Source organism: Aquimarina sp. KJ22-3, from assembly GCF_055808215.1.
This window is the reverse complement of the sequence record NZ_CM147859.1, coordinates 399,131-419,394: the sequence shown is the minus strand read 5'-3', so window position 1 is coordinate 419,394 and position 20,264 is coordinate 399,131. Positions and strand designations below refer to the sequence as shown.

The following is a 20,264-nucleotide window of genomic DNA, read 5'->3' as shown; positions in this document are numbered from 1 at the left end:
AACTTGTTATGCATCTATAGTCGAACGGATCCGTCAATCATTTCAATGGCACGGTGAGAATTTTGATAAATTTTTGAATTATGGGTTGCCATGATCACCGTTTTCCCTTTTTCTTCGGTGATTTTTTTAAGCAAATCAAAGACCATTTCCGTGTTTTTTTGATCTAAATTCCCAGTAGGCTCGTCGGCAACAATCAAATCAGGATTATTAATTAATGCTCTTGCTATGGCTACCCGTTGTTGTTGTCCTCCAGATAATTGATACGAAGGACGCTTGGCAAACTCCCGCATGCCTACTTCTTCTAGAAGTAACAGTGCATCTTCTTTGATTTCTTCTTTGGTTTTGGCACCCATCTTCATGGCAGGTAGTATGATGTTTTGCAGTACATCAAACTCTGGCAACAAATAATGAAACTGGTATACAAAACCGATATGTTGATTTCTAAAATCGGTAAGATCTCCCGCCGATAAGTCTTTGATGTTTTGATCCTTTATCTGTAGTATTCCTTCAAAATCGGTGTCCAAAGTCGAAAGTATATACAACAAAGTCGATTTACCACTGCCTGATTCTCCATAGATCGAAACCAACTCTCCTTGAGCTATTTCCAGAGAAACTCCATGCAATACCTGATGCCGTTCTGGCTGATCAAAATACTTATCGATATGTGAAGCTTTAATGATCATAATCCTCTGATAATGGTTACCGGGTCTACTTTACTCGCTTTTTTTGAGGGGATATATCCTGCCAAAATCGTGGTCAATACACCAAAGGCAAATCCCATACAGAAATAAATGGGCTTAAAATTAATGGGGTATGTTTCTACAATGATAAAATCTGATGTGTCTAATGGTGTTGTAGAAATCATATAGCAAATTACATAGGCAAACAACAATCCTAGTATCGCGCCTATCAGTCCTATGATTAGGGATTGTACCAAAAAGATAAAAACGATATCCTTACTAGAATATCCCATGGTTTTTAATACCGCGATGTCTTTTCTTTTCTGAATCACCGTAATGTTCAGGATATTAAAAATCCCGAAACCTGCAACCAACAACAAAGCAAAAGAAACTGACCAGGTTAGAATATCTCGTACCTTATTTCCTATAACAATGGTTTTATTACTGTCTTTCCAATCTTCGGCAGCAACTGATGCTATTTGTTCGACTATTTGATGTATTAAACTTACATCATCGCGGTCTTTTAATTTGACATGTACATGGGTTATTTTTTGATCCTGATTCAATAATTTTTGTAAAGTTGAAGCAGAAAAATACGTTCGTACATTGTCTATCGTAGTAATTCCAAAACTAAAAATCCCGGATACTTTAAGTTTCGCATTTTCACCATTGGGAAGAATCATTTTAAGCTCGTCTCCGACAGATACTTTCAATCGATTCGCTAAACTTATGCCTAATAGGATAGAATTTTCTTCTAATAAGCTCTGAAACCCATTCCCTTCTATCAATCGCCGTTCCAGATCGACCATATGTTGTTCCTGATTCGGGAATACTCCATTAATACTCCCTGGCAATTGTGTAGTGCTACTGACCAAAATAGCTGGAGTAATCAATTGATGTGCAAAAGACTGTACATTTTCATTTTTTGAAAGGAGATTGTCTATACTCGGTACATCAGCAATAGTTTTTAGTTGATTTCCAAAAACTTGTTTTGATGACTCTGCTTTAGTTTTTGAAGAAACAATAATATCTGGACTTCCATTAAAAACAGCATCATCTAAAAAATCATTCACCCCAGTCATAAAGTTGATCATAACAATAAAGGTTGTTACCCCCAGCATGACTCCCAACATCGCCAAAAAACTTTGCTTCTTACGCGCAGACAAATATTGCCATGCGATAAATAGGTTGGTTTTAGAATATATTGGTGTAGACATATCTGTTAGGTCGGGTAAGTTTTCTATAGATTACAGTGACATTTCTATGCTATTTAAATACAATTAATTTCTATGTCGCTAATAAATATACATTAACTTTGATTTTATATTGTTAGGAATAATCAAATTATTACTTTTGCACTACGGTTATCACGTAATATTGATGCGTTAATTATTTCTTCCCCCGTTGTTAATCAGAATTATTTTGAAAATTAAATCTATAGTTATGGATAAACTATTACGCTGTTTTTTAATTTTTTTATTGGTGGGCAATTTCTGTCTGCACAAGCCGATTATATCAGCTGGGAGTTTAGAGGAGGAAATTTACTAAACAATCCAGACGGTACTTCTACCGGACCAGGTCCAGAGCCTGCTGGATTGGACGTAGCTGATATCCCAAGCACACCAATTACTTTTGGCCGTTTGCAATCTGCCGTACTAGGAGACTTGGATGGAGATGATGATTTGGATTTTATCTCTGGAAGCCAGGGAGGTACCGTACATTATTATGAAAACGATGGGACGCCAACTGCGCCTAATTGGGTAGCAGCTTCGATACCGACCTTGGATACGCTTTGGATTGATCGAGATAACCCCTTTAGAAATCAAAATAGACCTCAGCTAGTAGATATTGATAATGACGAAGATCTGGATCTGTTTATTGGTACCGATTATGACTATGAAGGTGATCGAAATAATGACATTTTGTTTTATCGAAATGTAGGTACTCCAGAAACTCCGGTCTTTGAATATGTTCCTGAAGGAATCCCTGGGTTAAACGACATTGAAGTAGCCGAATTCCCTGGTTTGGGTTTTGTAGACCTGGACAATGACACCGATCTGGATTTGGTGGCATTAGGAAGCGATAAACTTACCTATTTCCTAAATACGGGTGACCCGGAAAATCCTGTTTTCGAACGCCAGTCTGAAGCCGATAGCCCATGGAGTGATGAGGATGCCTATACCAATATGGATGTTCCCGTGCCTGTTTTTGAAGATTTTGACAAAGACGGGGATTTTGATATGTTTTTTATGATCGATACCGGTTTTGTGAGATGGATTGAAAACATAGGGACCGCAACGGAACCACAATTTGATGACCCGCAACTACTTTTTAACGGTGAATTGACCCGAGGAGAAATCGGAAGTTTCGCAACCATAGACTTTGGAGATGTAAATGGTGACGGTCTAAAAGATGCTATTTTAGGAAGCTTTAATGTAGCCAGATTTGCATGGTTCAGACAAGTACCTGTTTGTGTTGCACCTAGCACTCCGGTGGTAACTGCTACACCAGTGACTTGCGAGGGAGAAACTTCTACAATTACTATTTCTGGAGACCTTAATATTGCTTCTACCTGGTCGATTTACACAGATTCTTGCGGAGGTACTCTTTTGGGAACAACGACTACAAACACTTCTACTTTTGAAGTAACGCCTACCGCACCTGGAACTACCTATTACATTAGAGGAGAAGACGGAGATTTGACCTGTATTGATGAAAGTACAGCCATTTGTGTAGAAATTACGATTCCGGTTAATGCAATAGATGACCCTACGTTTAGCTATCCTGATACTGATTATTGTTCAAACGACTCCAACCCATCTCCTACTATTACAGGAACAACAGGTGGAACATTCAGCGCTACCTCTGGATTAAGCATTGATCCAGATACTGGAGTGATTGATATTGCAAACAGTACTCCAAATACATATACCGTTACCTATACTACCAATGGTACTTGCCCAGACAGTAGTGATCAGGAAATCAACATTATCCAGCAAGATGACCCTACGTTCAACTATACAAACAGTAGCTATTGTAGTAACGATGCAAATCCAACACCAACGATTACAGGAACTACAGGTGGAACATTCAGTTCTACCTCGGGATTAAGTATTGACCCAGACACAGGAGTGATAGACATTGTCAATAGTACACCTAATGTGTATACAGTGACCTATACTACATCTGGTACATGTCCAAATAACAGTGATCAGGAAATCACCATCATCCAACAAGATGATGCTACATTTAGCTATACAGACAGTAGCTATTGTAGTGATGATAGCAATCCAGCACCTACAATTACAGGAGCCTCAGGAGGAATCTTTAGTGCTGCTACAGGATTGAGTATTGATCCGAATACTGGGGTAATTGATCTTGCAACCAGTACGCCAGCAACATACACAGTCACTTACACTAGCAGCGGTACATGCCCTAACAGCAGTGATCAGGAGATTACTATTCTCCAACAGCATGATGCTACTTTCAACTACACAGACAGCAGCTATTGTAGTAACGATGCAAATCCAACACCTACAATTACCGGAACTTCTGGAGGAACATTTAGTTCTGCTATAGGATTGAGTATTGATCCAGATACTGGGGTGATCGATATTACTAATAGTACACCAGATACCTATACAGTAACATATACTACATCTGGTATATGCCCAAACAGTAGCGATCAAGAAATCACTATTCTCCAACAGGAGGATGCTACATTCAGTTATACAGCCAACAGCTATTGTAGCAACGAGTCCAATCCTGTACCTACAATTACTGGAACCACAGGAGGAACTTTTAGTGCTGACTCAGGGTTAAGTGTTGATCCCGATACAGGAGTAATCGACCTTGCTAATAGTATTCCAGACACATATACAATTACGTATACCACAGCTGGTCTTTGCCCAAATAGTAGTTCGGTAGAAATCACGATCCATCCACTTCCAAATGTGGCTATTGAAAATGATTCATCAACCATTTCAGTAAACAGTTTGGAAGGAGCAACGTATCAATGGATAAATTGTGATACCGACTCTCCAGTGGCTGGCGAAACCAACGCTTCGTTTACCATTTCAGAAAATGGATCTTATGCCGTAGAAATCACCATAAATGGTTGTACCAACAGATCTGAATGTGTAACTATCAATATCGCAAACAGCTTGTCTGACTTTAAGTTATATCCAAATCCTTCGGAAGGAATGATCCATGTTACCCTTCCCTCGGTAATCGATATTACCATTTATAATAACCACGGGAGAAAAGTATTTGAGACCACTAATACTTCCATAGATATTTCTACATTGAAGTCTGGGGTTTACTTTATGAAAATCGAAACTTCAGAGGGCACCACAATTAGAAAGTTGGTAAGAAACTAGAAGATTTATGATTTCTTTTTGCTTTTACTACTCTTTGCCAATGGGTTGAAGGCAAGACATAATTGTACCCAATACTCAAGATCGTCATCCAGATCAAAGCCATCTGGAGAGACAAAGACAAAACCTTTCATGGGCCTTCCCGTAAAATCCATAGGAAGACACCCTTCTTTTTGCATGGCTTCGTTCATGGCATCGGGTCCGATCCTGGCCATTAGCAAATCCATCTCTTTCTTTTTATCAAAATGTATCCCGCAACACATCTTATCATCCACCATAAAACATAAACCGCCCATCATTTTTTTCTCGAAGAAACCAATACGTTCTTCCTTAAATATCTGACGAATTCGGTCTGCCAAAAATTCGTTATACGCCATAATTATTGTATTGCTTTGGTTAAATAGTCATTTAGCGGCTGCATGATTTTCCAATACCTCATCAGTTCTTCAGTCAAACGCTCACTTAGGATCAAATCCGATGGTTTTTCGGTCACAAAATAAAACTGTTTATTCGCAATATACGGTTCCTTCTCTATTGCTTGTTGCCATTCTTTAGGAATACGCTTCATTGCCTCACCTTTTAGCTCTCCAAAGTGTTCTATAAATTGTTGCTCTTCGATAAGCTTACGGAACGTTTTTGGATTCTCCTTGATTTTTGTTCTAATCTTAAGAAGTTGCTCCTTATCCGGACCAAAACACCCTCCCATAATGCCAACCATTTCTGGCGAAAATCGAACAAAAAAACCAGGAATACTTTTATCCTTTTTCCCTCCTCTGGAAATAAACGCGGTATAATGTAAATTATAAGGAGTTTTGTCTTTAGAAAATCGAATATCTCTGTTAATTCTAAGAATACAATCTTTGGGTTCAATCATAAGATCTGTATCCACTTTATGTATTTCTTCGATCATCTTACCCACAAACACAGTAAATGGTTTTTTGACACTTGATTCGTACCTCTTTTTATTTTCATGAAACCACTCTTTATGGTTGTTGGCCGCCAACTCCTTGAAGAAGCTTATAAAATCTTCTGTGAAATACTGCATAATATACGGTTTACATGCTAAAGCTCTACCGACCCTTAAACGTAAAGACCGGTAGACCTAATAACTTTATTATTTCATTGAATGAAAAGCTACTCGATTTCCTTCCGTATCCAGAAATATAGCCATAAAACCATTCTCCCCAAGGGATGTTTTTGGCATCAAGACCTTACCTCCAGCTTTTTCTACTCTAGCTAAAGGTACCGATAGATCTTCTCCTCCATTAAGATAAGCAAAAGTTCCTTCTTGAGATGGTTGATTACCATTGCCATGAGTAACACAACCTCCTACTCCTCCATCTTTATATGGAAAAAAGGCCATTTTAAATTCAGTTTCAAAGGGTTGTAACTCTACATTAAGAAGTTCATTGTAAAACTTTACTGCTCTTTCAAAATTGGTGCTTGGTATTTCAAACCAGCTAATTGCACTAGACATAGTATTGTTGATTTTTGATTAATAACTACTCAAAGATATTGGATAACAAGTTTCAAAAAAAGTATATTTTTGAAAAAACATAGGTTTCTAAAATGAAGAAAAGCGAAGAATTGTTCTATCTTATCCAATCCTTATCTAAGAGTGAAAAGCGTTATTTTAAGCTCAGTGCTCAAGGAAATGACTCTGCAGAATATTTGGTTTTGTTTGATGCCATAGAAGCACAAAAAGAATACGACGAACAAGAAATAAAAACCATTTTTAAGGACAAAGCTTTTGTCAATCAACTTACCACTATAAAAAACTATTTAAAACATCGTATTTTACAATCGCTACGGAATTATCATGCTAAAATTTCAAAAAACACAGAGCTTTTGGATATTCTTCGTAATGTGGAAATTTTATTTCACAAAGGACAATACACCATTTGCGACAGTGAACTGAAACGAGCAGAAAAAAAGCAAAAAGTTTTCAGCAAGACACTTTATTATTTCATATCCAGGATTGGAAAAGAAAAGTATACCAGGCACTTAATCCCCAGGATTTCGAAACACTTCGTACTATTATACTAGAACAAAAAACAACACTAAAATCCACCAACGAATATATCGATCTCTTGCTCGCTAATATTGACCCTACTCAATTTTCGCTCTCACACAAAAAAAGTGGTTCTCTACAAAACAAAACACTCAAAACCCTTCATAAATACAGGAAATTCCTGCTGTCCAAAGATCCGGAAAAAGCGAGACGCACTCTAGAAGATCTGATAAAAGAATGGGAACAATATCCAGAAATGCTTCATGAGTTTTTCCCGATGTATTTTTCAGTTTGTAATAATTTACTCGGTTTTTTAGTATTCAGAAAGGAATATAAAAAAGCCTTTGTACGCATCTTGTTAATCAAACAAAAAGCATCCCAAGTTTCTACGACTTCCGCAGCATTGATTAAAGAAAAATTACGACTATACAACATAGAACTAGAAATTCATCGAAACCTAAAAGAACTACACACCACTCATGAAGTCCTTCAAGAAATACAGGAATTTATGACGCAGCACGCTACTCTTATTCCCAATAATTACAGACTTTCATTTAGTTATCAATTTGCCGCTATTTATTTTACCAAAAACGACTACAAAACATCCCTGCATTGGATCAATGCCATTCTAAATCGTCAAACCAAAAAAGATCGAAAAGATTTGATTACGTATACCCATTGGCTGAATCTTTTAGTACATTACGAACTCGGAAACGGATTCACGTTACGGTATTTAATCGACAATTTCAAAAAACATCTCAAAAAGCAAGAAAACATAGTTTCTTACCAAAAGATTCTACTGAAATTTTTATCAAAAACAGTAGAATATACGTCACAAGAAAAAAGAAAGGCATTTATTACATTAAAAGAAGAGCTAATTGTCAACCCGATTCCAGAAGATGTTTTAGGTTATATCGATTTTGAGGATTGGGCAATCCATAGAAAACATTAAGTCTCAGGAGTGTCTTTGAGACAACATTCTCATAAAGTTTTCTTTATACGTATTTCCTATGGAGAGTTGGGTATCTAACACATCTACATAATCAGTACCGTATGCTTTGATCTTATCAAATGCAACAATATATGATTTATGAATCCGTACAAAATCCTCTTTTGGCAACAATTTTTGTAAATCTATGAGTTTGTGATAAACCACAAAGTGTTTGTCCTCGAGATGAATTTTTACATAATTACTTAATCCCTCGATATAAATAATATCATCATAGTCTATGCGGATGTTTTTTCGGTCTACTTTAAAATACTCATAGGTCTTTTTACAAGCTGCAGTTTCTACTACTGGTGTCTCTGCCGATCGAGTTACCTTATTTACTGCCTTCAGGAATCGCTCAAAAGAAAACGGTTTTAGTAAGTAATCGGCAACATCGAGCTCATATCCTTCTAGAGCAAACTCTCTATAGGCAGTAGTAATAATGGTTGTAGGAGGATGATTTAAAGTTTTTAAAAAGCTTAAACCACTTATCTTAGGCATTTCTATATCAAGAAACAATATATCGATCGTGTGCTGTTGTAAGATTTTTAGTGCATCCATGGCATTGTCGCAAATGGCGAATACTTCCAGATCAGGAACATCTTCTACAAACCCCTTTACTATGTTTTGTGCAATGGGTTCATCATCTACGATAACACACTTAAGCTTCATCTTGCTGTAGTTTTATGGTTAAATCTACACGAAAAGCATCATTGGTTTTGTCAATGATCAACTTTTTGTTCTCTCCATATAACAAATCCAATCGGCGACAAATATTTTGAAGCCCCAGCCCTCCACAGGCGTTTTCCTCTTCTTGCGTTGAAATGCTATTTTCGGCTTTAAAAGACAACTCATTGTTGTTAACCTCGATATTCACCTTGATCCATCCTTTTTTCACTTCGTTTTTAAGACCATGCTTAAACGCATTCTCTATAAAAGGCACAAGAATCAGGGGCGGGATTTTGATTCCTTCGGTTTCGCCACTCACTTCAAAATCGATCACTACCCTTTTTTCGTATCGCTCTTTTTCGAGCGCAATAATATTCTCGATCAGTTTTAATTCTTTGGTCAGCAAAACCAGTTTGGTGTTGGACTCATACAAGGTATAGCTCAAAATATCCGATAACTTAAGAATCAGGCTTGGTGTTTTTTCAGATTTCTCGAGAGCCAAACCATAAATACTATTCAGGGTATTGAACAAAAAGTGAGGGTTAGTCTGTGATCGCAAAAACTTTAATTCGGCATTGGTCTTTTCTTGTTTGAGCACTTCGGTTTCTCGTCGTTGCTTATACCAATCCATAAAAAGCTTAAACCCCGTGGTAAATGCTACTGGTGATATAATGATAAGCACTACCTGAATTATTTTGGAAAACACCAAAGGCTCTATTTTCTGACCTACTAACCATTGTGGGAAAAACTTGGGAAACCCCCAATACAATACAAAATACCGATGACCCACCGCAATAACCAACAACAACAAGATCAGAATGGTAAAATAGGGCAATAATTTATTCTTATACAAAAACATCGGAATCAGAATAAACCAATTGATGTAGACTGCAATGAACCTGGATGGCAGCACCAAAAGTTCATAGATCAATGCTCCTTTAAACGAATGCATATATCCCCATTCTGAGATGGTAAAAGATGCGGTTACCACCACCCAGAACAAAATATGATAGGTAATATGTTTTATCCTTAACTGCATATACTGATGACCTTCAAAACTATGGGATATCTTTTCAACTTCTGAAATTTTTATGCCTACATCGGTTGAATTTATGTAAACACCATATTTAGGCAGTTGACATAAGGAACATAAAGGTATGCAGAATTCTTTGTGAAACTTGTATAAAATTCATTCAATGTAACTTATTCTGAAGTACTTTCATATAGCTCCCGTAAAGGAGTATCAATCATCAATCAAAAAACGAACATCATGAATAGATCACAATTCATAAAAACCGGAATTGGCTCTGCGGGTACTCTTATGTTTCCGGTTACATCAGTTTTTTCGCAACCTTATTCAGAAAAAACACAATTAGACAAAAAAATAGTCGCCGAATTTGTGGGCGCTGGCCATGGCAAATTTGATAAGGTTAAGGAACTTCTTGAAGAATATCCAACACTTCTCAATGCTGCTCATGACTGGAAAAATGGTGATTTTGAAACTGCCTTGGGAGCTGCTAGTCATGTCGGGTATAAAGAATTAGCAACATTTCTTATCGATAAGGGCGCTCAAGCCAATATTTTTACGGCAGCTCTTTTTGGCAGGATCGATATTATAAAACCTACGCTAAGCTTTTTCCCAAATGCACTTCATGCCAAAGGTCCGCATGGGTTTACCCTACTACATCATGCAGAACGTGGGGGAGACGAGGCCAAAGAAGTTAAGGATTATCTCATCTCACTTGGAGCCACAGAAACCAAAATTCAACTTTACTAATATGAATATAAAAGCTACCCTATTTTGTGCCCTGGGTATTATTTTGGGCACAATCGCCCTTGCAATGTTTACCTCTTTTGTACAAGAAATACTATTCAATGGTGCACACTATACCAATGCCAGCACATCGATTGTGATCTTTAGTGGTTTTTTTACTTTTCTAGCGGCTATTGCCGCCGGTCATGTAAGCAGAATACTAGGCAAAACCTACACGTTTATCATTCCCTGGATGATTAGCAACCTTATCATAATGGAAACAGTATTCTTAATTTTCTTTGGCAATTCTAATGATCCTATTTGGTATACGGTTGTAGGTGGTAGTGGTCTTATTCTTGGAATTTGGATAGGGTATCATTTTCTGGAAATCAAAGATTCCTTTGTTACTGGATCTGAATATTACAGCAAAGAAAAAGTATAAAAAGTGGGTTCTGGAACCCACTTTTTATACATTATCCAATTACTTTTTATACGCCAATGTTCTGATCTTGATTTTAACCTCATTCCCTATAAAAAAGGACCCATTATCCATCTTTTTATTGAACATTATCCCGAAATCGAATCGATCAATGACCAAATCGGCTTTAATGCCTATAGCTATTTTCTTTGTAGGATCTTTAAATGGACCGGAAACAGTTATCGGAAACAGAATGCGTTTTGTGATTCCCCGAATGGTTAAATCCCCTTCCATGACATATTGATTCTCCTGGTTTTTGGTCACTGCTGTAGACACAAAGTTAATTTCCGGGTATGACGCCGTATCCAACCACATTTTTCCTTTAAGATGTCCGTCTCTTATTTCATTATTAGTATCCAAACTATTGGTTTGAATCTTAATATTTGCTTGCAAGCTCTCTATATTTTCATTTTGTAATGAGATGTCACCAGCAAATTCATTAAATCTACCCGTCACTTCACCTACCAGAAAACGTTCTACGTCAAAACCAATATAAGTATGCCCAACATCCAATAGGTATTGATCATTTACTGAGTAAAATCCAAGATTGAGAAATGAGAAAAATAATAGTAACGGTAGCAAGATTTTTGTTTTCATCATAAGGTGTTTTTTGATTATACCTCAATGATAAAACTATCTGGTATCCCAGGCGACAATCTTTATAAGTATTGCCAAACTTTATAATTAATTTGTATATACCACCGCTTTTCTGAAAGCTGAAGGCGTATTCCCATCAAACTTTTTGAAAGCGTTGACAAAAGAGGTTTTATTATTAAATCCAGCATCAAATGCAATCCGTAACAGCGTATATTCAGGATGTAGTTGTATTCTTTTTTTAGCTTCTTCTACCCTATAGCTATTAATCAAATCAAAAAAAGAAGAATTAAAATGTTCGTTAATAATCTGAGAAACATGATGAGAAGGGATGTCCATCATTTTGGCTACATCATCTAACCGAATTTTACTATTTAGATAGATTTTTTCGTTTTCGATTAAATCTTTCAACTGCTGAACGTAGGTTGCTACTTCTTGTAATTTCAAAGTGCTTTTTGCATACTTTTCTTTCCTAAGTTGAATGGGTTGCCATTCTGCGTTCATCAAATAGTATCCTATTACATAGAATAAAACTCCCGTGGGGATCACGTATATGTAATCCAGATGTCTTCTATAAATATCAGTGACCAAAAGGAGGTATAAAAACAGTGATGAAAATACCACAACGACCAGAAGTATCCTGTTAAAAAGCTTTGCCCATCGAAGTGCTGGCTCTATGTGTGCATATTCAAATCTCAATGCTCTACTATAATTTTGAATGATGTATAAGTTTCTGAAGAGGTAAAATCCTAGGTGAATAAATTGAGCAATAAACACCACAGCATATACATATTGGATAGGATTGATCACTTTTTTTCTATGATCAAAAACCGAAAGCATTCCATAATCAACTTGTCTTTTGTTGATAATATCATCAACAAAAAGAGGAAGAATAACTACAAAGATTAGAAAGGGTAAGAAATGTAGTAGTCCTTTTAATCCAGGTTTCCATTGTTGATCCACCATTGATTTGAAATAAAACAACGACAATGGCCCCAATAGAAACCAAGATCCATATCGGGTTCCATAAAAAATGCTAAATGGGATGTGTAATCGTTGTCGGATGGAGAAAAACTCCAGCATGAACCAAATCAATACCAGAAGTATGCCTACAAGGTAGGTATTCTCCTTTCGGATGCGTTTTTTGGGCGAAAACAATAGTACTGAAATCAGGAAAATCCCTTGAAAAATAACTATAAGTAATAATGCCGACCAAAAATCAATACGCATTAACGGTTTTTATGTTTTATGAAAAGTAGATATATGTTGCAATTACAATCGCACAAATCAATACACCCACAACTTTGACAGCTTTCCATGGAACGATATCCACTTTTTTGGTGTACTCTAACTCGAACGGAACTGCTCTTGGATACAATTTACCAATAATTAGCATAACTCCTACATTGAAAACAAAAAGTATCGCCATGACGTGCAAGAAATGCGGAAATTGATCCTCCATTATCGTACCATCCAGCACTACATAAATTATGTACAGCACTGCACCAGAAATAATGGCAATTTTTGCAGCAATAGCTGGAACATTTTTGGTAAGATACCCTACAACTATAATCGTAAGAATAGGGATACTATAACATCCATTAACCTGCTGCAAGTATCCAAAAATACTCTCTGCACTTTGTAAGAGCGGAGCAATAATCATAGCAAACAAGGCCAGACCTACACCAAACAGTTTTCCTGCAAATACCGTTTGGCGCTCTGTTGCTTCTTTATTTACGTATTGCTTATAGATATCTATACCAAACAGGGTAACCGAACTATTTAATGCACTATTAAAAGAACTCAATATGGCACCAAATAACACCGCGGCAAAGAAACCAACCAGAGATAATGGTAATACTCTACTCACCAAGGTAGGATAAGCCTCATCCGCTTTTTCTAACGTATCTCCAAACATATGAAATGCAATTACCCCAGGAAGCACTACAATCAATGGACCTAATATCTTGATAAACGCTGCCAACATTAATCCTTTTTGTCCTTCTTTTAGGTTTTTTGCTCCCAACGCTCTTTGGATTATCGCTTGATTTGTTCCCCAATAAAACAATTGCACCAACATCATCCCAGTAAAAATAGTAGCAAACGGCACAGAAGCCTCACTATCACCAATTGAGTCAAATTTCTCTGGATTATCTCTAAACAAAGTAGTCAATCCTTCTCCGATGCTTCCATCTCCTATTTCCAGCAATCCAAATACGGGAATCATAATCCCCCCGATTAATAATCCTATAGCATTGATCGTATCCGAAACCGCTACAGCTTTTAATCCTCCAAAAATCGCATAAATCGAACCTATAATACCAATCCCAAAAACACAAATCCAAATAGCCGCATTCTTAGAAACCCCTAATAATCCAGGTACATCAAACATGGTGCTTAACGCCAACGAACCGGTATATAATACAATTGGTAATAATACAATTGCATACCCCGATAGAAATAGTCCGGATGCAATGGTTTTGGTCACTGTATCATATCGTTTTTCTAAAAACTGGGGTACTGTGGTAATCCCTCCTTTAAGGTATCTCGGCAACAAAAACACAGCGGTAATCACCATAGCAATCGCAGCCAACGTCTCCCAGGCCATTACCAAAACTCCTTCGGTAAATGCTTGCCCATTAAGCCCTACAATCTGTTCTGTAGATAAATTGGTAAGTAATAATGAACCTGCTATGACCACTCCTGTAAGACTTCGACCTCCTAAGAAATAACCATCCGAGGTGTTTTCATTTGTTTTACGCGAGGCGATATAAGAGATTATTCCCACTAATAAAGTGAAGCCTAAAAAGGAAAGTAAACCCATAATGATTGTGTTTTGAGATTAAATATATAGGAATTATTTTAAACTATTATTAACATTTTCGATTTGATAAATTCTTTCAAAAAGACACTTTACTCATCTATTTTTGAGCAGCCTCTTCATGATTACTAAATGTTTAAGAAAAAACAACCCTACCTATTTCATAAGTCTCCACAGGCATTTTCATGTACTAAATGAATGTTAATTTTTACATAAAAGAATACTATTATCGCATATTTGCGTTTCAAATCGTGGTATCTATCTTAACACAAACTCAACATATTTGATACCGCATTTAAAGCTACCACCTGAATCTTAACTTGATACTTATGTGATCGCTGAACCTCGAGTGAAATCTTCATTCGAGGTTCTTTTTTGAAGAGTGATCCACCAGCAAATTCAAAAAAACCGCACTATCTATTGCCAGAATTAGAATGCTTGCCATAAATCCCCTATTTTTGAGTCCTTACCAATAAATTAATATAGTATTGTAATGCGAATTTTTCTTTTTATGGTGATGATTTGTTTTTGTTTTTCTTGTCAAAAGGAAATCAAAACAGAAGCACAAGTAGTTCCTACAGAGAAACCACTGGATAGCCTTTCTAAAGACCATATACGACTAGATCTGTTGAAGCTCTCTTCGCAAGGAGAAAAAGACCTTGAAACTTTTGAGGATTTTCAAAATCTACGAAATTTAAGCCAAACACTAAAAACCGCTAACCCTTACTATGTAAAAAAGTATGCTGATAGTATACAAATACTGATTCAGGTTTTTGATGAAAATCTTTCAGAAGATTTGAATGTAAACACAATCAATTCTCGAATTTCTGTGCTTATGACCGAATCTGGTCTACTCAAGCAAGTAACGGAAACCAAAAATCCCAAACCCGAGAAAATTCTTGAGCAAAATACGCGTTTGCTTACAGCCTACAATAGTTTGATCGTTCAACTTAATGAATTGTCTTTGGCCATACCAGAAAATATTGAAAAAGAGCTTTTGCGCGATTTGGATGAAGAAAATAAAGATGAATAAATACTATGAAAAATATCCTCCTCATTTTATCCGTAGTTTATTGCAGTGTTTGTTTTGGCCAAGCAAAAACCGACATTGATCAACTGCTTGTATCCTGGCATAAAGCAGCAGCAGATGCCGATTTTGAAGCCTACTTTGGCCGTATGACTAATGATGCCATTTTTATTGGTACAGATCCAACAGAAAATTGGTCGTATGACGCGTTTAAATCTTTTGCAAAACCCTATTTTGACAAAGGTAAAGCCTGGAGTTTCTCGACTTTGGAGCGAAACATTTTTGTTAAAGAAGGTAATACTTTAGCTTGGTTTGACGAGTTGTTAGACACCCAAATGGGTATTTGCAGAGGAAGTGGTGTAGTAGAAAAAACAACTGATGGATGGAAGGTGAAACACTATGTATTGTCGATCGCTATTCCTAACGAAAACGTAGCTGAAATCACCAAAATGAAACAAAACTTTGACACTACGCTTATGCAGCAATTAAGAGCTGGTAAGAACTAGTCCAACGTAGCTTGAAATACACTAAGATCATCAAAACAATGCGCTGCTCCAGCAGCAAGAAGTTTGTTTTTGTTCCGCTCTCCTATCCCCACAAAATCCAGGGATAAATTCTGTGCGGTTTTCAAATCCCATATTCCATCTCCAACAGATATCACCTGATCAAATTCGGATTTCTGATAGAACTGCTTTGCCCGATCAATGGCGTCTAATACAAATCCTTCTCTAGCCTCATGCGTTTTTGAGGTAGCTAGCAATTGTTCATCATACCAAAGGTTACATTGTTCTAATTTTAGTATTGCTGGCTTAGGTAGAGCGCCAGTAGCAAAACAAAACGGTATTTTTTGATCTCTAAGAAAATCCAGTAATCTTTCTGCACCATTAATTTCTACAACAGGATCAAATTTGTTCATCTGCAGCACCAAATCCTCTTCAAAATCATGCAATAACCCCTCTGGCATTTTTGACTCAAAATTACGCTCATAATTGTATCGCAGTGCATAACTATCTGTATGATGCTTGTAGTTATTGTAATCGGTATCGATATCTTTAATCCCTAGTGCTTGTAACGATTTGGTAACCGAAATCAAATACATAGGCACACTATCAGTTAAAGTACCATCGATATCAAATATAAAGAGCTTGTTTTTCAGAACAATTATGGTATTAAAATGAATATTTCAACGACGCGATAAAATTTCTTCCCGCACCTGCAATTCCAGACGAATATGGTCGATAACGTTGATCTGTGATATTCTCTACAGAAAAGATCCCGGTAATATTTTTGGTCACATTATACTGAGATCTAAAATTTAAAGTATACCAGGAAGGAGAATACGGATTCCCATTTTCATCACTTGCATACAAGGATGGATTATTTTGTTGCGAAGGAGCAAGGTCTTCAAAATCAAACGTACCATTATATTGCACAAAGGTGCTCAACATCAACTTATCATTGCGAAAAGTAAGGCTAGAATTACCAAACTGCGGAGATACATGTCTTGATGGGGTGATTAAACCACCTTCTAACTCTTCCTCTCCACCCACAAAAGTATATTGCGAAGCAAACTCAAAGTTTTTGGCAAAGTTATATTTCAGACCAGCTTCAAAACCATAAATCCGTGCTCTGGCCGCATTTTGAATAGCCTGTACGTTACTCAATTCGCCTCCAAACAAAATCTCGGTTTCTCCATTAAGATCAAAATCACTTCGCACCAAGGCATTATCCAAATAGGTATAATATGTAGCCAAATCCAATGTAAAACGATTCCCAAATTTAGCACTCACCCCTAATTCTCCATTATAAGCATATTCTGGTCTTAAATCTGGATTCGGCACCACTACAGAACCAGGTTCTGAATCAAATATTTTACCAACATCATCAATATTTGGAGCTCTAAACGCCGTAGAAAAGTTTAATTTCCAATGAAGGATATCATTTGGCAACCAACTTAACCCAGCTGTACCAGTTAATGCATCAGTATCCAGATTAGCTTCATCAAAAGGGAAGTCAAAAAACTCATCATCATATTGCGAAAACAAAATGATTCTGTTGTATCGCAATCCTCCTTGAAATCTTAGTTTTTCGCTAAAATTATTCTGAATACTCAAATAAGCAGCAATCGATTGCCAGGTAGATCCATCTGGGTATCGTGAAGGCGCATTTTCTACTACTCCTGTTTCGATATCTCTACGTGATCCATCAGAAAAGACATTATTCAGTATGTATTCTAACCCATAGTAAAATGAGGTCTTTGAGCTATATTTTTTCTCGAAATCTACATTTAAAGAGTATACATCAACTTGTTCTTGTGTTCTCTCTAATATGGTACTTCCAAAATTTCGATCGTTTCGACTTTCTTCAAAAAACTGATAGGCCGCTGTGATCTTCATTTTATCATATAGTCTGCTTCTCGATTTTTGAGCTACTTGTAAGTTTCCCATAAACCAGCGTTGTGGACCGTAAAACCATTCTGCCGACTGCAAATTCCCATCTCTACGTCTGATTAATCGATCATACCTGGGATAGTCTGAAGAAGTAGTGTAGATCAAATCCGCATTAAAGTCCCAAGTTTCGTTGGGTGTAAAATGGATTTTTTGCAAAAAATTTACTTGGTCGTATCCGGTAAACACCTGTTCTTCTGGATCCGGATTTTGAAGAACTACATCCTGGCCATTAATTCGTTCAACAAACTCTGTTCTCAAATAATCATCCGGTCCATTACTCCCCATTCGTAGATCATCAAAATCGGTATAACTTACACTAGTTAAAAATGCCCATTTATTCAATCCTATATTTAAGTCTATATGACCTGTCTTTTCATTACTTGCACTTGCATATCTGGCTAATACATTCCCGGTGATCACATGCTCTCCGGTCACCGAAAACTTAGGTTTCTCGGTATAAAAATTCATAACTCCTCCTATGGCATCACTACCATATACTACAGAGCCTGGTCCCAGAATAACTTCGGTTCTACCAATAGTAAAAGGATCTATGGATATTACATTTTGTACATTTCCCCCTCTAAAAATAGCAGTATTCATACGCACTCCATCCACCGTAATCAGAAGACGGTTTGTAGAAAAACCTCTGATGATGGGACTACCCCCGCCCAACTGACTTTTTTGAACAAACACCTGCCCACTATTCTGTAACAGATCTGCTGAGGTTTGTGGTGTGGATAGCGATATGTCTTCTGAAGTAATACTTAACACCTTATGAGTGATGTCATCTTTATCCTGTTCCCACTTGGAAACTGATATCACCACTTCAGAAAGTTGATTTTCATCAACGACCATATATACCCTATTTCCTTTTCTAACTATTTCGGATTTTCGTAGATACACATTTACATGCGAAACATGATCAAAAAATAAAAGTTCTCTATCCTCAAATGAAGATATGTCAGCAACACCATCAAAATCGGTAAGCGCACTTTTTGATTTATCCTTATTGTAAATAGCAACATTAGGTATCGGTGTTTTCGAAGCTTTGCTAAGTACCGATATTTGTTGAGCATTTACAAAAGGAGCGAGAATAAAGAATAATAAAACAGTAAGTATTAAACGCATTACCTATTTGAAAATTTCATTTAAAACCGAAAGTGATTTAGGTTTCTTAAAGCCGTGCAAATGTAGTTCAAAATATAATAATAGCATAGCAAGAACCTCACTTCGTGTCTTCTTCGACAAACTAATATCCATACTCCCCTCAAATGTTGTGCCTAAAAACTCTTTGAACTTGGATATATGCTGTCCCTCGACGCAATAAACATTAGTATCCACAGATTGAAATACTCCTTCTTGCATATTAAAATAAGAGGCTTCAATTTGAGACAAATCCGGGAAAAAACCCAGATACTGCGTTAACTTAATTAGAAATGTGATATGGAAATTCGCAATTTTATCATGAGCATCGAGCCAAAGGATTGTCGTTTGAAGATAGTCAAACAGATCAACATTAGATTCTTGTTCTTGAATCGAACTTTTGAGAATATCGGCAATAAAGAATACCAGAGCACTTTTTATATGGTCTGTATGTAGACTGGTATAATGAGATAAAACTCGTACGTCTCGTAGTCGTTCTAAAGTACCTTTGTTTTTATGCGAAGCTTCTATATCCAGAAGCATCAAAGGCTGAAAAAAGAGGATCTGATCTTACCTTTTTTAGATTTCAAAACCCCTCTTAGCATGTATGATCGTAAACCATCTTTTCTTGTAAACAATGTCGCTATCAAATCTGCTTCTCCATATCGAATAGCATGTAATACTAGTGCAGGTGTATTTACAATCATTTCGCAATCAAAATCATTGAGCTATTATAGAAATTCCCTTTTCATTTTACATCTTTCTAATGACTCTTTGGCTCTAGTTAATGTATTCTTATCCAAGGTATTTAATGCACATTTTTTGTAGTGTTCGATTGCTTTATCTAATTCCCCTTGTTGTTCATACATAATTGCATATTCGTTATAAATAGTAGATTTTGTAATCCCGGGAATATTCATTGCGGTATCCAGTAAACTCTTTAGCTCTTCCCATTTACCAAGTGTAGATAGCAAAATCGCATAGTTATAATAGACACTAGGATACATCGGACTTTTTTCAAGGCACAGCTTATAAAGGGTTTCTCCCTTTTCGTATTCTTTAAACTTTACTTCGTACAGATACCCAAGATGATCATATGCCTTTCCAAAATTGGGATCCATATCAATAATCTTTTCTAGCTTATTGGTCGCTTCGTCATAATATCCATTCTTGATATCATCATTAGCTCGATGAAGCATTTCTTCCAGTTTTGTAAGGTGATCCATACCTTTCTCTTTATAAGTTATATGAAGTAATTGGTGTTGCAATCAAAT

Annotated in this window: 22 protein-coding genes; 7 read left to right on the top strand and 15 right to left on the bottom strand. The window is 36.6% G+C overall.

Going from position 1 to position 20,264, the window contains the following annotated elements; translation table 11 throughout:
* Positions 1–14: 14 nt before the first annotated feature.
* Together AC0L3Q_RS01895 and AC0L3Q_RS01890 are read right to left on the bottom strand one after the other, a co-directional pair.
* Complete coding sequence (locus AC0L3Q_RS01895; protein ID WP_473284618.1) at positions 15–683, bottom strand: ABC transporter ATP-binding protein; 669 nt, start codon at positions 681–683, stop codon at positions 15–17.
* Complete coding sequence (locus tag AC0L3Q_RS01890; RefSeq protein ID WP_473284616.1) at positions 680–1,897, bottom strand: ABC transporter permease; 1,218 nt, start codon at positions 1,895–1,897, stop codon at positions 680–682. Before AC0L3Q_RS01890 ends, AC0L3Q_RS01895 begins: the two co-directional genes overlap by 4 nt.
* Before the next feature lie 378 nt (positions 1,898–2,275).
* Between AC0L3Q_RS01890 and AC0L3Q_RS01885 the strand changes: the two genes are divergently transcribed.
* Positions 2,276–5,059, top strand: coding sequence for a T9SS type A sorting domain-containing protein (locus AC0L3Q_RS01885; protein ID WP_473284614.1), 2,784 nt, complete (start codon positions 2,276–2,278; stop codon positions 5,057–5,059).
* A gap of 5 nt (positions 5,060–5,064) precedes the next feature.
* On the opposite strand, the gene AC0L3Q_RS01880 is transcribed toward AC0L3Q_RS01885, so the two are convergent.
* From AC0L3Q_RS01880 to AC0L3Q_RS01870, 3 genes are all read right to left on the bottom strand, one after another.
* Complete coding sequence (locus AC0L3Q_RS01880; RefSeq protein ID WP_473284612.1) at positions 5,065–5,433, bottom strand: TfoX/Sxy family protein; 369 nt, start codon at positions 5,431–5,433, stop codon at positions 5,065–5,067.
* A 2-nt stretch (positions 5,434–5,435) separates the two neighbouring features.
* The gene (locus tag AC0L3Q_RS01875; RefSeq protein WP_473284610.1) at positions 5,436–6,101 is read right to left on the bottom strand and encodes a DUF2461 domain-containing protein; all 666 of its coding nucleotides are present in this window, start codon (positions 6,099–6,101) and stop codon (positions 5,436–5,438) included.
* Between the two features lie 69 nt (positions 6,102–6,170).
* Positions 6,171–6,533: a VOC family protein gene (locus AC0L3Q_RS01870; RefSeq protein WP_473284608.1), complete on the bottom strand. Its 363-nt coding sequence runs from the start codon at positions 6,531–6,533 to the stop codon at positions 6,171–6,173.
* A gap of 92 nt (positions 6,534–6,625) precedes the next feature.
* Between AC0L3Q_RS01870 and AC0L3Q_RS01865 the strand changes: the two genes are divergently transcribed.
* Both AC0L3Q_RS01865 and AC0L3Q_RS01860 read left to right on the top strand, forming a co-directional pair.
* The gene (locus AC0L3Q_RS01865) at positions 6,626–7,102 is read left to right on the top strand and encodes a hypothetical protein (protein WP_473284606.1); all 477 of its coding nucleotides are present in this window, start codon (positions 6,626–6,628) and stop codon (positions 7,100–7,102) included.
* Positions 7,103–7,146: 44 nt separating this feature from the next.
* Complete coding sequence (locus tag AC0L3Q_RS01860) at positions 7,147–8,019, top strand: hypothetical protein (RefSeq protein ID WP_473284604.1); 873 nt, start codon at positions 7,147–7,149, stop codon at positions 8,017–8,019.
* 3 nt (positions 8,020–8,022) lie between these two features.
* Here AC0L3Q_RS01860 and AC0L3Q_RS01855 read toward each other — a convergent pair whose 3' ends face one another.
* Both AC0L3Q_RS01855 and AC0L3Q_RS01850 read right to left on the bottom strand, forming a co-directional pair.
* The gene (locus AC0L3Q_RS01855; protein WP_473284602.1) at positions 8,023–8,727 is read right to left on the bottom strand and encodes a LytR/AlgR family response regulator transcription factor; all 705 of its coding nucleotides are present in this window, start codon (positions 8,725–8,727) and stop codon (positions 8,023–8,025) included.
* Positions 8,717–9,763, bottom strand: coding sequence for a sensor histidine kinase (locus AC0L3Q_RS01850; RefSeq protein WP_473284600.1), 1,047 nt, complete (start codon positions 9,761–9,763; stop codon positions 8,717–8,719). Before AC0L3Q_RS01850 ends, AC0L3Q_RS01855 begins: the two co-directional genes overlap by 11 nt.
* 231 nt (positions 9,764–9,994) lie before the next feature.
* Between AC0L3Q_RS01850 and AC0L3Q_RS01845 the strand changes: the two genes are divergently transcribed.
* On the top strand, positions 9,995–10,501 hold the full coding sequence (locus AC0L3Q_RS01845; protein ID WP_473284598.1) for a hypothetical protein: 507 nt from the start codon (positions 9,995–9,997) through the stop codon (positions 10,499–10,501).
* Position 10,502: 1 nt separating this feature from the next.
* Entirely contained in the window at positions 10,503–10,919 is a 417-nt protein-coding gene (locus AC0L3Q_RS01840) for a hypothetical protein (protein ID WP_473284596.1), read from the top strand.
* 39 nt (positions 10,920–10,958) lie between these two features.
* On the opposite strand, the gene AC0L3Q_RS01835 is transcribed toward AC0L3Q_RS01840, so the two are convergent.
* The 3 genes from AC0L3Q_RS01835 to AC0L3Q_RS01825 form a co-directional block, all read right to left on the bottom strand.
* Complete coding sequence (locus AC0L3Q_RS01835) at positions 10,959–11,552, bottom strand: YceI family protein (protein ID WP_473284594.1); 594 nt, start codon at positions 11,550–11,552, stop codon at positions 10,959–10,961.
* A gap of 87 nt (positions 11,553–11,639) precedes the next feature.
* Complete coding sequence (locus AC0L3Q_RS01830; RefSeq protein WP_473284592.1) at positions 11,640–12,779, bottom strand: AraC family transcriptional regulator; 1,140 nt, start codon at positions 12,777–12,779, stop codon at positions 11,640–11,642.
* 16 nt (positions 12,780–12,795) lie between these two features.
* The gene (locus AC0L3Q_RS01825; RefSeq protein ID WP_473284590.1) at positions 12,796–14,373 is read right to left on the bottom strand and encodes a solute:sodium symporter family transporter; all 1,578 of its coding nucleotides are present in this window, start codon (positions 14,371–14,373) and stop codon (positions 12,796–12,798) included.
* A gap of 490 nt (positions 14,374–14,863) precedes the next feature.
* Here AC0L3Q_RS01825 and AC0L3Q_RS01820 point away from each other — a divergent pair, with 490 nt between their 5' ends.
* Positions 14,864–15,403 (top strand): hypothetical protein, encoded by a 540-nt coding sequence (locus tag AC0L3Q_RS01820; protein ID WP_473284588.1) that lies wholly within the window; start codon positions 14,864–14,866, stop codon positions 15,401–15,403.
* Between the two features lie 5 nt (positions 15,404–15,408).
* The gene (locus AC0L3Q_RS01815) at positions 15,409–15,903 is read left to right on the top strand and encodes a nuclear transport factor 2 family protein (protein WP_473284586.1); all 495 of its coding nucleotides are present in this window, start codon (positions 15,409–15,411) and stop codon (positions 15,901–15,903) included.
* On the opposite strand, the gene AC0L3Q_RS01810 is transcribed toward AC0L3Q_RS01815, so the two are convergent.
* Genes AC0L3Q_RS01810 through AC0L3Q_RS01790 form a run of 5 tightly spaced genes read right to left on the bottom strand, consistent with a single transcriptional unit; the run spans position 15,900 to position 20,216 of the window.
* Complete coding sequence (locus AC0L3Q_RS01810) at positions 15,900–16,535, bottom strand: HAD family hydrolase (protein WP_473287037.1); 636 nt, start codon at positions 16,533–16,535, stop codon at positions 15,900–15,902. The genes AC0L3Q_RS01815 and AC0L3Q_RS01810 overlap by 4 nt on opposite strands.
* A gap of 31 nt (positions 16,536–16,566) precedes the next feature.
* Positions 16,567–18,975, bottom strand: coding sequence for a TonB-dependent receptor plug domain-containing protein (locus AC0L3Q_RS01805; RefSeq protein ID WP_473284584.1), 2,409 nt, complete (start codon positions 18,973–18,975; stop codon positions 16,567–16,569).
* 3 nt (positions 18,976–18,978) lie between these two features.
* Positions 18,979–19,533: a DNA repair protein RecO gene (recO, locus tag AC0L3Q_RS01800; RefSeq protein WP_473284582.1), complete on the bottom strand. Its 555-nt coding sequence runs from the start codon at positions 19,531–19,533 to the stop codon at positions 18,979–18,981.
* Positions 19,533–19,697: a DNA repair protein RecO gene (gene recO / locus AC0L3Q_RS01795; protein WP_473284580.1), complete on the bottom strand. Its 165-nt coding sequence runs from the start codon at positions 19,695–19,697 to the stop codon at positions 19,533–19,535. The genes recO (AC0L3Q_RS01800) and recO (AC0L3Q_RS01795) overlap by 1 nt, the downstream gene beginning before the upstream one ends.
* 24 nt (positions 19,698–19,721) lie before the next feature.
* Positions 19,722–20,216 carry a hypothetical protein gene (locus tag AC0L3Q_RS01790; RefSeq protein ID WP_473284578.1) on the bottom strand — a complete coding sequence of 165 codons (495 nt, stop codon included), beginning with the start codon at positions 20,214–20,216 and terminating at the stop codon, positions 19,722–19,724.
* Between the last annotated feature and the right edge of the window lie 48 nt (positions 20,217–20,264).

What these genes read in the sequence shown, in the direction of transcription:
- AC0L3Q_RS01895 (WP_473284618.1), bottom strand. Translation starts at nt 683, where the DNA reads ATGATCATTAAAGCTTCACATATCGATAAGTATTTTGATCAGCCAGAA.
- AC0L3Q_RS01890 (WP_473284616.1), bottom strand. Translation starts at nt 1,897, where the DNA reads ATGTCTACACCAATATATTCTAAAACCAACCTATTTATCGCATGGCAA.
- AC0L3Q_RS01880 (WP_473284612.1), bottom strand. Translation starts at nt 5,433, where the DNA reads ATGGCGTATAACGAATTTTTGGCAGACCGAATTCGTCAGATATTTAAG.
- AC0L3Q_RS01875 (WP_473284610.1), bottom strand. Translation starts at nt 6,101, where the DNA reads ATGCAGTATTTCACAGAAGATTTTATAAGCTTCTTCAAGGAGTTGGCG.
- AC0L3Q_RS01870 (WP_473284608.1), bottom strand. Translation starts at nt 6,533, where the DNA reads ATGTCTAGTGCAATTAGCTGGTTTGAAATACCAAGCACCAATTTTGAA.
- AC0L3Q_RS01865 (WP_473284606.1), top strand. Translation starts at nt 6,626, where the DNA reads ATGAAGAAAAGCGAAGAATTGTTCTATCTTATCCAATCCTTATCTAAG.
- AC0L3Q_RS01855 (WP_473284602.1), bottom strand. Translation starts at nt 8,727, where the DNA reads ATGAAGCTTAAGTGTGTTATCGTAGATGATGAACCCATTGCACAAAAC.
- AC0L3Q_RS01850 (WP_473284600.1), bottom strand. Translation starts at nt 9,763, where the DNA reads ATGCAGTTAAGGATAAAACATATTACCTATCATATTTTGTTCTGGGTG.
- AC0L3Q_RS01845 (WP_473284598.1), top strand. Translation starts at nt 9,995, where the DNA reads ATGAATAGATCACAATTCATAAAAACCGGAATTGGCTCTGCGGGTACT.
- AC0L3Q_RS01840 (WP_473284596.1), top strand. Translation starts at nt 10,503, where the DNA reads ATGAATATAAAAGCTACCCTATTTTGTGCCCTGGGTATTATTTTGGGC.
- AC0L3Q_RS01835 (WP_473284594.1), bottom strand. Translation starts at nt 11,552, where the DNA reads ATGAAAACAAAAATCTTGCTACCGTTACTATTATTTTTCTCATTTCTC.
- AC0L3Q_RS01830 (WP_473284592.1), bottom strand. Translation starts at nt 12,779, where the DNA reads ATGCGTATTGATTTTTGGTCGGCATTATTACTTATAGTTATTTTTCAA.
- AC0L3Q_RS01825 (WP_473284590.1), bottom strand. Translation starts at nt 14,373, where the DNA reads ATGGGTTTACTTTCCTTTTTAGGCTTCACTTTATTAGTGGGAATAATC.
- AC0L3Q_RS01820 (WP_473284588.1), top strand. Translation starts at nt 14,864, where the DNA reads ATGCGAATTTTTCTTTTTATGGTGATGATTTGTTTTTGTTTTTCTTGT.
- AC0L3Q_RS01815 (WP_473284586.1), top strand. Translation starts at nt 15,409, where the DNA reads ATGAAAAATATCCTCCTCATTTTATCCGTAGTTTATTGCAGTGTTTGT.
- AC0L3Q_RS01805 (WP_473284584.1), bottom strand. Translation starts at nt 18,975, where the DNA reads ATGCGTTTAATACTTACTGTTTTATTATTCTTTATTCTCGCTCCTTTT.
- recO (WP_473284582.1), bottom strand. Translation starts at nt 19,533, where the DNA reads ATGCTTCTGGATATAGAAGCTTCGCATAAAAACAAAGGTACTTTAGAA.
- recO (WP_473284580.1), bottom strand. Translation starts at nt 19,697, where the DNA reads ATGATTGTAAATACACCTGCACTAGTATTACATGCTATTCGATATGGA.
- AC0L3Q_RS01790 (WP_473284578.1), bottom strand. Translation starts at nt 20,216, where the DNA reads ATGGATCACCTTACAAAACTGGAAGAAATGCTTCATCGAGCTAATGAT.